This window comes from Enterobacter cloacae complex sp. 418I7 (assembly GCF_050030705.1).
GTDB lineage: Bacteria > Pseudomonadota > Gammaproteobacteria > Enterobacterales > Enterobacteriaceae > Enterobacter > Enterobacter intestinihominis.
Genome location: NZ_JBLGUU010000001.1, coordinates 3,468,685 through 3,480,335 on the forward strand (window position 1 = coordinate 3,468,685; position 11,651 = coordinate 3,480,335).

Sequence of the window (11,651 nt, forward strand, 5' to 3'; positions counted from 1 at the left end):
ATACCGTCAATGGTACCGGAGAGAACAGGAGTCGCCCAAAGGATTGAACCGGTAAACGTCGTCCCTGACTGGTTATAACCCATTAATTCTTAAGAGGTTCAAAACCATGTTTCAAGCACTGTTACGCCGTCGGGAAGCCCGGCTCTTTTTCATCATCAGCATCCTGTTCTTTATCTGCATCCATAGCATTGATGCATTCCTGGCCCCCATGATGATCAACCAGGGCATTGAGCCCCAGATCATGGGCATCATCATGGGCGCATCCGGGCTGGCAACCCTTCTGATACGCTTCCCGTTAGGCATTATTTCCGACGTGGTTAAAAGCCGCAGGATCTTCATCCAGATTGGCCTGCTGCTGCCAATTATCGCCTGGCCAATTGCCTGGCTTGAACCCAATGCCATTACGCTGTATCTGGCTAAAGCGGCAGACGGCGTCACGGCGGCGACATGGGTGCTGTACAACATCCTGTTCATGCGTTACTTCGGTCGCAACGAAGCCCCTGCCGCCGTCGCGCTGCTGGCGCTGGCAGGGCCCATCGGCGTGTTTCTCGGCAACTGTATTGGCGCGGTGCTGATTCACTATTTTGCCAATAACATCGCCTTTTTTGTCTCCTGCATCTCCGCCCTGGTGGCGTTGATCCTGACGACCCGCATTCAGGACGTGCACGACCCGGTGCAGGCCCCCACGCTTAAAGCCTGCATCACCGGCGCGCGCCAGCAGCTGGCCGACCGTTCCGTCTGGCTGATTGGCATCCTGGCGACCGTCGTCATTCTGGTGCCCTTCGCCACCCGGGACACGCTGACGCCGGTCTACGCCGAACAGCTCGGCGCCCGGGCGGGGATCCTCGCGGTGCTCGGAAACATCCACCTTCTGTTTTACGGGCTGGCCATCGCCCTGTGCAGCTCGGTGTTTTATCAGCGCCTTGGGCTGGTAAAAACCGCCGTGCTCGGCATCGTTTTACAGGTGATCTCCACCTTCGGCATTCCCTTTACCAGCAATATGTACGTCATTTACCTGTGGCAGGCGCTGGCAGGTTTTTCGTTCGGTATGGCCTTTGCCGCATTTATGTCGCTCAGCGTAGTGAATACCTCGTCTGATGAACAATCCACGCGAATGGGACTATTCCAGACCATTTATTCCTGCGGCATGTTTGTCGGGCCGGTAATGATGGGCGTAATGATGCAACATATTAACCTGTCGTCCGGTTATATATTGATTGCCGCCCTTTCCGTTGTGGCCGCTATTGCCACGCCGCTGTCCGCTCGATGGGTATATGCCCGTAAAACGCAAACCTCAGCCCAATTATTAAAAAACGGTGCGTACGCCGCAGCGCCGGATCAATAACCCACTCTGAAGTAAACACCCTTTCCCGGTCTGCCGGGAGGACAACTGACATCTAAAAAAGGTAAGGAGAAGCGTGTGTCCTGGAAATTAAAAACCGGTAAATCTACCGAAGAGCGCCAGCAAGCCAACCAGCAAATAAGAGAAATGGTTGAGCAAATACTTGCAGATATTGAAAAACGTGGAAATAAAGCCATTCGCGAATTATCCATTAAATTCGATCGTTATGACCGTCAGGATTATCGTCTGACCCCCGCGGAGATCGACCGCTGCATAAAACAGTTAAGCCGCCAGGATATTCAGGATATTGAATTCGCCCAACAGCAGGTGGCGAATTTTGCCCGCGCGCAGAAAGAATGCCTGCGGGATCTGGAAATTGAAACGCGTCCCGGCGTTATTCTTGGGCATAAAAATATTCCGATTAACGCCGTGGGATGTTACGTGCCTGGCGGAAAATATCCCCTGCTCGCCTCCGCGCACATGTCGATTATCACCGCCAGCGTGGCGGGGTGCTCAAGAATTATCAGCTGTGCCCCGCCGTTTAACGGTCAGCCCGCCCCGGCGATTGTCGCGGCGCAAAAAATGGCTGGCGCAACGGAATCTATGCCCTTGGCGGCATTCAGGCGATAGGCGCCATGGCGCTGGGCACGGACTCGCTGGCACCGGTCGACATGCTGGTCGGCCCCGGTAACGCCTTCGTCGCGGAGGCCAAACGCCAGCTCTTTGGCCGGGTAGGTATCGATCTGTTTGCCGGTCCGACGGAAACGCTGGTGATTGCCGATGACACCGTTGACGCGGAAATGTGTGCCACGGATCTGCTGGGCCAGGCCGAACACGGCGTCACCACCCCTGCCATCCTGCTGACGAACTCGCTCCAGCTTGCCAAAGAGACGCTCAGCGAAGTGGAACGGCTGCTGGAAAAGCTCCCTACCGCCGACATTGCCCGCCAGTCCTGGCAGGACTACGGGGAAATCATCGTCTGTGACAGCTACGAAGAGATGCTGCTGGAGGCAGATCGTATCGCTTCCGAACATGTTCAGGTGATGACCGACCGGGACGACTGGTTCCAGGCTAACCTGACCAATTACGGCGCGCTGTTCCTTGGGCCGCGTACTAACGTGGCCTACGGCGATAAGGTGATCGGAACCAACCACACCCTGCCGACGCAAAAAGCCGCACGCTATACCGGCGGCCTGTGGGTGGGCAAGTTCATGAAAACCTGCACCTTCCAGAAAGTCCTCAGCGACGAAGCCACCGCCGAAATCGGCAGCTATTGTTCGCGTCTGTCGTTGCTGGAGGGTTTCGCCGGACATGCCGAGCAGGCCAATATTCGCGTGCGCCGTTATGGCCAGACGGAGGTTCCCTACGCCACACCGGCCCCGGTCAGGGAAAAGGTGTAAGCCATGACGCTTTTGCAAACGCCCTCTTTCACCCTGCACGGCAAACGCGCGCTGGTAACCGGCGGGTCAAGAGGGATTGGCTTCGCTGCCGCCGTCGCCCTCGCACAGGCGGGCGCAGAGGTATGGATCGCCGCCCGGGGCCACGAGGCGCTGGCGCATGCCGCAGGTGTGGCAGCGGAACACAGGCTCGCATTTCACCCGCTGGAGCTGGATATTACCGACGCTCAGGAGGTTGAGCGTGTGCTGGCGACATTGCCCACGCCCGACATTCTGGTGAACAGTGCCGGGCTGGCCCGCCACCAGCCGTTTCTTGAGGTGAACGAGGACAATTTCGATGCGGTGATGGCGCTTAACCTGCGCGCCACCTTTTTTGTCAGCCAGCGCGTGGCGCGCAGAATGCGGGCGGGCGGTAAGGGAGGGTCGATTATTCACATCTCATCGCAAATGGGACACGTTGGTGGCCCCGAGCGTAGCGTGTACTGTGCCTCCAAATTCGCGCTTGAAGGGTTAACCCGAACGATGGCGCTGGAGCTGGGCGATGCGGGGATCCGCGTTAATACGCTGTGCCCGACCTTCATTGAAACCGACCTGACGCGCCCGGCGCTTGCCGATCCGGCGTTCCGCCACTACGTGCTGGACAACATCAAGCTGCGCCGGTTAGGCAAGCTGGAGGACATTATGGGCCCGGTAGTGTTTCTCGCCTCAGATGCCGCCGGGCTGATCACCGGCAGTGCCCTGATGGTTGACGGCGGCGGGACCGCTACGTGAGGGATGCAATGGAATATCCGCTTCTGGACAATACCGATCTGCCACTGGTGCTGCTTGGTGGCACGCTCTGTAACGCCCGGCTCTGGCAGCCCGTTATTGAACGGCTGAATGTCGCAGCGGTGTCCTGTATTACGCTGACGGGTGCGGAGTCCGCGCCGCAGGCGTCACGGCGGTTATTAGAGGTTCTGCCGCCGCGCTTTCTGCTGGCAGGGTTTTCTCTCGGTGCCATAGTCGCGCTGCAAATGGCCGCCGACGCGCCAGAAAGAGTGAACGGGCTGACGCTGATTTCCGTTAATCCGTTGCCCGTTGCGCCAGACACCCTCGCTTCACGCCGGGAAGCGGTACGCACCGCACAGGCGCGGGGCCTGGCCGACTGGCTGGTCTCCTCGCTGTGGCAGAGCTATGTCGCCCCGTCACGTCTGTCCGATCGGATCCTGCAAGAGACTATTTGCCGAATGGCGCAAGAGTGCGGCATTGAGACCTTTGCCGGGCAAACGGAAATGGCCATTCACCGGCAGGACAACCGGACTGCGTTTAACGTCCTCTCCTGCCCCACATTACTTCTAAACGGCGCGCAGGACGTTATCTGCACGCCCCATCATCATCAGCTACTGGCCGCAGGCAACGCGAACGTGACCAGACATACGGTGGAGGCTGGCGGGCATTTTATTCCGCTGGAAAACCCGGATGAGATCGCGCCGCTGCTGCGTCAGTGGATAACGGAGTGCATACAGTGCGCAAAAACAGTTTAAAGACCGCATTTCTGGAAAATACTCCCATCATAAACGGCTGGCTGGCGATCCCGTCCGGTTATAGCGCGGAAATTATGGGCCATCAGGGTTACGACGCCGTCACCGTCGATTTGCAGCACGGCATGATTGATTTTGCCAGCGCGCTGTCAATGCTACAGGCGCTATCGGCCACGCCTGCCGTGCCGCTGGTGCGGGTGGCAGATAACGATCCGGCGCAAATCATGCGCGTATTAGACGCAGGAGCCTACGGCGTAATCTGCCCGATGATCTCCAGCGCGGAACAGGCTCGCCGTTTTGTCGCGGCCTGTCGCTATCCACCGCTGGGTGTTCGCTCCTTTGGTCCGGCCAGAGGTCTACTCTACGGCGGCAGTGATTATCCACAGCACGCTAACAACGAGATCCTGACGCTGGCGATGATCGAAACCCGCGAAGGGCTGGCTGATCTTGACGCCATCCTTGATACCGAAGGGCTGGACGGTGTGTTTATTGGCCCCAACGATCTCTCACTGACGCTGACCGGCAGCGCCAGCGCCGAATCCCATCATCCCGAAATGCTTGCTGCTATTGAGCGGGTGATTCAGTGCTGCCGCCAGCAGCAGAAGATTGCCGGAATTTTCTGCACTTCCGGCGCGGCCGCCGCAGCGCGCATTGATCAGGGTTTTCAGTTTGTTACCCCTGCAAACGACGTCATGCAACTGGGTCGCGCCTCGCGTGAAGCCATTGCCCTCGCCCGCGGCAACGCTATCCCTACCACCGGTGCATCCGGTTATTAAAAGGAGAAATAATGAAAACCATCCATCTTACCCAGAGTCAGGCACGAACACGGTTAATCGCCCCCGAGGACATGGTTTCCTGTAATCTTGCTTTTATTGATTGCAAGCTACCCGGCTCGCATCTCAAACAAAACTATTCCTTCATCGGCCCGGGTGTAACCCAGTCCAGCGAGCAGGTCGTCAATATTCCCGAGCCGCACGGCTTTAACATTGGCGCGGCGGCTATGCCGAAAGGGGTGACGAATAATCTGCATCTGCATTTCACCGCCGAGGTGTTCCTGATCCATGAAGGAATATGGCGTTTTCGCTGGGGTGCCAACGGCGAGCATGAAGCTGAATTTAGCGCACCCACTATCCTTTCAATACCGACCTGGATCTTCCGCGGTTTCACCAACGTCAGTAAAGAAGAGACCAGCGGTATGGTGTTTACGGTGCTCGGCGGGGACAACACGGGCGGCATCATCTGGCATCCTTCCGTGCTGGCGGCAGCCAGCGAATACGGAATGTATTTGAGTAAAGACAACATGCTCATCACACAGGAAACCGGCGACCCGCGGCCTGACCCCGCCGCGCTGCTGACGCCGCTGTCAGAGGAATATATTGCCGGGCTGCGTGACTACAGCGTTGAGGAGATGCGCCAGCGTGCGGTAACCGGCGATGACCGCTGCTGGTCAGCCCAGGGACTGCTGGATTCGGTGCTGCCAGGACACGGCGGCGAAATTGCGCCGGTTATCGGTTTCGGCATTTCACAGGATCGGGATTCCGCTCCCGCTATCGTGAGCCCGCACGGTTTTTCCGTCGAATGGCTGCGTCTCGCCGAGGATCACGTTGTGGGCCGCCATCTCTGCCCGGATATTCAGGTCATTATGGTCTTTAAAGGCCAGCTGGAGGTCACCTGGAACGAGGCGGGCGAAGAAGTGAGCGTTATCGCTCCGGAACGTTCGGTGATCTCTGTTCCGGCAAACAGCTGGCGTCGCTACCGCGCGGTTGACGGCAAAACGGAGTTTATTCTGACGACCCGCGGCGATCAGCGTAAGCGCCTCTACTGGGATGAAGCGATCCTGCAACAGGCGAGAGAACACAATCGCTGTCTCGATCCCGATGGCTACGTAGCCGATGCCGACATCCTGCCTGCCACGGCCCGTCGGGCCGGTGCGATACTGGAGACATGCAACAGCAACAAAACCTGAATTATCCGTTGAGCTCACTTGCCGGATCCGCTGCGTTCGTTGAGAGGCATGCCAGCCTGCATTTTCAGCCTGTTAACGAACCAGCGTCCGGCCGGGCCGGGCGGATGTTCCTCCAGGTGCACCGCCTGCATGGAAAAACCGGGCCCGACGTCGGGCTGCATCGGCACGTTCAGCGTAACCAGTTTTCCCGCTGCGAGATCTTCCTCGACCATTGGCAGCGGCATATAACCCCACCCCAGTCCGGCACGCAGGAAGGCGTGCTTCGCGCCCATATCCGCTAAATGCCATGTCTTTGACGACATGACGCCAAAGCTTCGGCCCACGGTGAGAGAGGAGCGATCGGTCAGCACCAGCTGGACGTGTTCCTGTAAAAGTGAACGAAGGATCGGACCGGACGCGTTCGCCAGCGGATGCTCAGGGGAGACAACGGCCACCGCAGGCACGCTGAGAAGGAATTCTGAGGTGCATCCCGCCGGAAGATGCGGCAGCGATCCGGTTATCGCCACCCGGCAATGACCGTCCAGTAAAGGCTGGAACACCGCCCCCAACGCTTCCACATACAAACGCAGCGGGGTGTCAGGAAATGCCTGCTGAAACGCCTGCACCGCAGCGGTGAGCTGCGCTACGGGAAACATCACGTCGACGGACACCGCCAGTTCAGGCTCAAGACCTTCGGCTAAGGTGCGCGCCTTAGCCTTAAAGGCGTCCATCCCGCCAGTGGCAAGACGCGCCGCTTCCAGCATGGCGACGCCCGCCTCCGTCAGCGTCGGATAACGCCCGGTACGATCGAATAATGGAAACCCGACCTGTGCCTCAAGGTTTGCCAGCGTCGCGCTGACAACCGACTGCGCGCGCCGCAGCCTGCGACCGGCGGCGGAAAAACTCCCTTCATCAACGGCAGCAATAAAGGTGCGGAGTTGATCAACAGACATACCGTCCAGCATGTATCGCTCCAGCAGATGGATCCCATCTAATTATATAGGCTATTCAGATAGGTCAAAGATTACTACTCTCAGTGCATGTTCACTACTCTTCAATGAAGGAAATACAATATGAAAACGACTACTGTAGGTATCATCGGCGCTGGCGCTATCGGGAAAGCCTTTGCAGAACAACTGGTTAAAGCGGGCATGAACGCTATTCTGAGTAACAGCCGCGGGCCGGAAAGCCTGACTGCGGTGGTTGAGAAACTGGGCCACGGGGCTCGCGCTGGCACCGTAGAACAGGCCGCCCAGGCCGACATCGTTTTTGTCAGCACAAACTGGGACAAAACCGAGGCCGCGTTACGCGGCATCAACTGGGAGGGGCGTATCCTGATCGACGCGACCAACCCGGTCATACTGCCAGGCTTCACGCTGGCTGAACTGGGCGGAAAAAACTCAAGCCAGGTGGTGACACAGTGGGCTCCGGGTGCACGCGTCGTTAAAGCCTTCAATACTCTCCTTGCAGGGGTGCTGGCTCAGGATCCGGCGCAGGCGGGTGGCCGTCGTGTCGTCTTTATCTCCGGAGACCATCCTGACGCAAAGGCGGAAATAACAGCCTTAGCCGGTCAACTGGGCTTCGCAAGTATTGATTTAGGCAGCCTGGAGGTTGGCGGTACGCTACAACAATTCCCCGGAGGTCCTCTTCCGGCGGTGAACCTGGTGCAACTGGCATAGCTAAAGGCAACGATAAATATGACGCAGCGTACTTCCGCAGAGACCTTTGAAGAATACCTTCCCGGCAAGCTGATCAGGGAACATCGGGCGCAATCTTCCCGGGATGTATTCGTGCAAATTCTGGCGCGCAGACACGTGCAGGAAAACGTCATTATTCCGGCAGTGCCGGAGCCTTTTATCGTCTGGATCCTCTCAGGTAATGCCGTCGTTGAGGAGCGTTCCCCCGGTGAGCCGTGGTTAGCAAACCGCGTTACCGCAGGCGATTTCTTTCTCACAACGGCGGCTTCTCCTACTGAAATGCGCTGGCACGCCGGGCCAGATACGCCTTTCGTCGTTATGCATGTTTATATGGGAGTGGCTATGATGCAGGAGTATGAACTGCGGGAAGTCTCCGGCGCGCGCGACGACACGCTATCCGCCCTGCTGGAGCAGATACGTCAGGAGCTGTATCTGCAAAATCCACCCAGCGGCCCGTTTATTCAGGGCATTGCGCAGGCGCTGGCAGTACATCTGATTCGCACCTATGGCACACATGCGAAACGACACCGCGGGGGCTTGCAGGCATTTAAGCTGCACCGGGTCTTCACGGCAATGCGTGAAGGGTTAGCCCAGCCGTTTGACCTGGCACGCCTGGCTGAACTGACCGATCTTAGCGAATACCATTTTAGCCGCGCCTTTAAACAGTCAACCGGACTTTCCCCTTCTCACTACTTTATCCGGCTACGCATGGAGGAGGCGCGTCGCATGCTATCGGAAAGCAATGATTCCATTATCAATATTGCACTGAACGTCGGATACACCAGCCCCAGCCACTTTGCTGCCGTATTCCTCAGGCATAACGGCGTGACGCCCTCCCACTATCGCAGCGATGCCGTTCGCAGCAAAAGCCCGACAGTTTGAGCAAAAGCCCGCGCGAAGCGATTGCCAGAAAGATCCATTATTGACCCGTACTTCAGACATTCTTTCTGAAGCGTTGAAATCAACTCTCAAGAGGATCAACTATGGAACTCAACGGTAAAGTCGCGCTCATCACCGGTGCTTCAAGCGGAATTGGTGCCTCCACGGCCAAAAAGTTAGCGGAACAGGGCGTCAGGGTGGGTCTCGCTGCCCGCCGTCTGGATCGTCTTCAGGCGCTGGTGTCTGAAATTGAGGCTGCTGGCGGGGAAGCCATGGCGCTGGCCATGGATGTCACTGACCCGGCCTCAGTTAATAAAGGGGTGGAGGCACTGCACAAACGCTATGGCCATATTGATATCGCCTTTAATAACGCCGGGCTGATGCCGATTTCGGATATCGCCAGCCTCCGTGTTGACGAGTGGCATCGAATGGTAGATGTAAACGTAAAGGGCCTGTTTAACACGGTCGCGGCCGTACTGCCGATTATGCAGTCACAGCGCTCTGGTCATATTATCAATACCTCGTCGATCGCCGGGCGTAAAACCTTTCCCGGACTGGGCGTATACTGCGCGACGAAGCACGCGGTTGCCGCCTTCTCGGATATTTTGCGTATGGAGCTGGCCCCTCAGTTCAACATTCGCGTCACCTCGCTTCAGCCGGGTGCCGTTGAAAGTGAATTATTCGAGCATATCAGTGACGAAAATTATCGTGCACAGATGGAACAGCTGAAGGAGAAGATGACGTTCCTGAAAGCCGATGATATCGCCGACTCGATTCTTTACGTATTGCAGGCACCGGAACATGTGGACGTGGCAGAGCTGTTTATTATGCCGACCGAACAGCCGTGGTAAGAGGGTGAAGCGGGCAGGCTGGTGCCTGACCCGCTACGTTAGTTTGCAGAGGCCGTAGGTCTGATGGTGATTTCGGTGGTATCGACACTCTCAGGCGCCTCGATGATGTGGCGCACGGCGCGAGCGATATCAGCCGGTTTGAGAGCAATAGCCCGGTACGCATCCATCACCGCCATGGTTTCTTCGTGCGTAATGGTCGAGGCCAGTTCGCTTTCCACTACCCCAGGGTTGACGCAGGTCACACGGATGTTCGAACTTTCCTGACGTAAACCATCGGAAATGGCCCGTACCGCAAATTTGGTCGCGCAATAGACGGCGGCCGTGGGCACGACGGACAAGGCACCAATCGAGCCTATATTGACGATCTGCCCCGAGCCCTGGGCTTCCATAATCGGCAAAACAGCACCAATACCCCACAGTACGCCCTTGATATTTACGTCAATGGTGCGCTCCCATTCATCCTGCTTGCCAGCCGAAAGCGGAGAGAGAGGCATAATGCCCGCGTTGTTAATAAGTACGTCAATGCGGCCCCACTTATCCCGTGCTGCCTGAACGAAGGCGGCCATCGACTGGCGGCTGGTAACGTCTAATACCTGAGCCTCTGCCTCCCCTCCTGCGCTGCGGATTTCATCAGCCAGAGCGTGGATGCGATCCAGCCTGCGTGCACCCAGGAACACTTTTGCGCCTGCCTTGCCGAGCTCTCTGGCGATACCTTCTCCGATACCGCTGGAGGCGCCGGTAATTAAGATGACTTTGTTCATGTTTTACTCCTTCAGTTGAGTTCACTGCAATCATAGATACAGACCATTGTTTCTTGTATCCTGCCTTTACTGGACTCACTGGTTAGCAATGTTAAACAATGAAAATCGATCTTAATTTGTTACCGCTTTTTCTGGCGGTCGCCGAAGAACGCAGCTTCAGCGCTGCCGCCGGGCGCCTGGGCATAACCCGTTCCGCTGTCAGCCAGGGAATAAGACGTCTCGAAGATGGGTTTCAGACCCTGCTGGTGATGCGCACCACGCGCTCGGTAAGGCTCACCGAAGCGGGTGAACGGTTGCATAAATCGTTGCTGGGGCCCATCGCCAACATTGAGGCGGCCTTTGACGATGTTATCTCGGACAGCATACCGCGCGGACAGCTCAGGATCGCAGTCACCTCAATTGCGGAAGCATTTCTTTCGGGCCCACTGCTCGCCTCGTTTACGGCCGCGCATCCTGCGGTATCGCTTGATGTTTTCGTGTCAGATGAGGAATTCGATATCGTGGCAGCGGGCTATGACGCCGGGGTGAGGCTGGGCGAAGTTATCGAAAAAGACATGATCGCTATTCCCCTTACGGGCCAGCAGCGTGAACGGGTGGTGGCTTCACCTTCCTATCTGGCGACACACAGCGCACCGACGCACCCCCGTGAACTGGTCGCTCATCGGTGTATCGGCTGGCGCCCTTCCCCGGACGTTGCCCCCTATCGCTGGGAGTTTGAGGAAGCAGGCGTCCCTTTCGATGTGGCAATTGAACCACAAATCACCACTAACGATCTGCGTCTTATGCTCAGCCTCGCGCTGGCCGGCGGTGGTATAACCTTTGCCACGGAGGACACCTTCACACCGTACATTGAATCAGGACAGCTGGTTTCCTTACTGGATGCGTTTCTTCCATCTTTTCCTGGTTTTTATCTCTATTTTCCCCAGCGCCACAATATGGCCCCCAAGCTCAGAGCCCTGATCGAGCACATCCGCCAGTGGCGACAGCTCCCCGCCACGCAGCCTACACTGCGTTAAATGGTTCCAACCCTGAATGCAGATTTTCCTCAATCTACTGCGTCCCTTTGATGAGCATCAACGACAGCACGTCATTACCATGGAAAATGACAACGGACACGATGGGCAGGACTTCACACAAGGATGGAACCTTAAAAATGTACAGACCAATAGTTGTTATCCTCTTTATTCTTTTGACATTAGCCGCCCTCGTGGAAATCGGCATAATTTCTTTAGGCTAATACCGATAGCCTCTGAAAGGCC

The 11,651-nt window shown here is 57.1% G+C and carries 11 protein-coding genes and 1 pseudogene; 10 read left to right on the forward strand and 2 right to left on the reverse strand.

Going from position 1 to position 11,651, the window contains the following annotated elements; genetic code table 11:
• The first annotated feature begins 106 nt into the window (after nucleotides 1–106).
• The 6 genes and pseudogenes from ACQG0S_RS16685 to ACQG0S_RS16710 all read left to right on the forward strand — a co-directional run bounded on the left by ACQG0S_RS16685 (nucleotide 107) and on the right by ACQG0S_RS16710 (nucleotide 6,225).
• The gene (locus ACQG0S_RS16685; RefSeq protein WP_022649095.1) at nucleotides 107–1,345 is read left to right on the forward strand and encodes an MFS transporter; all 1,239 of its coding nucleotides are present in this window, start codon (nucleotides 107–109) and stop codon (nucleotides 1,343–1,345) included.
• Nucleotides 1,346–1,489: 144 nt separating this feature from the next.
• Nucleotides 1,490–2,742: pseudogene (hisD, locus tag ACQG0S_RS16690) on the forward strand (histidinol dehydrogenase).
• A 3-nt stretch (nucleotides 2,743–2,745) separates the two neighbouring features.
• On the forward strand, nucleotides 2,746–3,510 hold the full coding sequence (locus ACQG0S_RS16695) for an SDR family NAD(P)-dependent oxidoreductase (RefSeq protein WP_426750609.1): 765 nt from the start codon (nucleotides 2,746–2,748) through the stop codon (nucleotides 3,508–3,510).
• Nucleotides 3,511–3,518: 8 nt separating this feature from the next.
• On the forward strand, nucleotides 3,519–4,262 hold the full coding sequence (locus ACQG0S_RS16700; protein WP_048965946.1) for an alpha/beta fold hydrolase: 744 nt from the start codon (nucleotides 3,519–3,521) through the stop codon (nucleotides 4,260–4,262).
• The gene (locus ACQG0S_RS16705; protein WP_048965947.1) at nucleotides 4,244–5,035 is read left to right on the forward strand and encodes an HpcH/HpaI aldolase family protein; all 792 of its coding nucleotides are present in this window, start codon (nucleotides 4,244–4,246) and stop codon (nucleotides 5,033–5,035) included. The genes ACQG0S_RS16700 and ACQG0S_RS16705 overlap by 19 nt, the downstream gene beginning before the upstream one ends.
• Before the next feature lie 11 nt (nucleotides 5,036–5,046).
• Entirely contained in the window at nucleotides 5,047–6,225 is a 1,179-nt protein-coding gene (locus ACQG0S_RS16710; protein ID WP_048965948.1) for a hypothetical protein, read from the forward strand.
• 14 nt (nucleotides 6,226–6,239) lie between these two features.
• Here the strand turns inward: ACQG0S_RS16710 and ACQG0S_RS16715 are convergent, their stop codons facing one another.
• Nucleotides 6,240–7,169 (reverse strand): LysR family transcriptional regulator, encoded by a 930-nt coding sequence (locus ACQG0S_RS16715; RefSeq protein WP_048965949.1) that lies wholly within the window; start codon nucleotides 7,167–7,169, stop codon nucleotides 6,240–6,242.
• A 108-nt stretch (nucleotides 7,170–7,277) separates the two neighbouring features.
• Between ACQG0S_RS16715 and ACQG0S_RS16720 the strand changes: the two genes are divergently transcribed.
• The 3 genes from ACQG0S_RS16720 (at nucleotide 7,278) to ACQG0S_RS16730 (ending at nucleotide 9,631) form a co-directional block, all read left to right on the forward strand.
• On the forward strand, nucleotides 7,278–7,883 hold the full coding sequence (locus ACQG0S_RS16720) for an NADPH-dependent F420 reductase (RefSeq protein ID WP_048965950.1): 606 nt from the start codon (nucleotides 7,278–7,280) through the stop codon (nucleotides 7,881–7,883).
• An 18-nt stretch (nucleotides 7,884–7,901) separates the two neighbouring features.
• Nucleotides 7,902–8,783 carry a helix-turn-helix domain-containing protein gene (locus tag ACQG0S_RS16725; RefSeq protein ID WP_022649103.1) on the forward strand — a complete coding sequence of 294 codons (882 nt, stop codon included), beginning with the start codon at nucleotides 7,902–7,904 and terminating at the stop codon, nucleotides 8,781–8,783.
• A 101-nt stretch (nucleotides 8,784–8,884) separates the two neighbouring features.
• Nucleotides 8,885–9,631, forward strand: coding sequence for an SDR family oxidoreductase (locus ACQG0S_RS16730; RefSeq protein WP_022649104.1), 747 nt, complete (start codon nucleotides 8,885–8,887; stop codon nucleotides 9,629–9,631).
• Nucleotides 9,632–9,669: 38 nt separating this feature from the next.
• On the opposite strand, the gene ACQG0S_RS16735 is transcribed toward ACQG0S_RS16730, so the two are convergent.
• Nucleotides 9,670–10,392, reverse strand: coding sequence for an SDR family oxidoreductase (locus tag ACQG0S_RS16735; protein ID WP_023298428.1), 723 nt, complete (start codon nucleotides 10,390–10,392; stop codon nucleotides 9,670–9,672).
• Nucleotides 10,393–10,490: 98 nt separating this feature from the next.
• Here ACQG0S_RS16735 and ACQG0S_RS16740 point away from each other — a divergent pair, with 98 nt between their 5' ends.
• Complete coding sequence (locus ACQG0S_RS16740) at nucleotides 10,491–11,408, forward strand: LysR family transcriptional regulator (protein ID WP_048965951.1); 918 nt, start codon at nucleotides 10,491–10,493, stop codon at nucleotides 11,406–11,408.
• Nucleotides 11,409–11,651 lie beyond the last annotated feature (243 nt).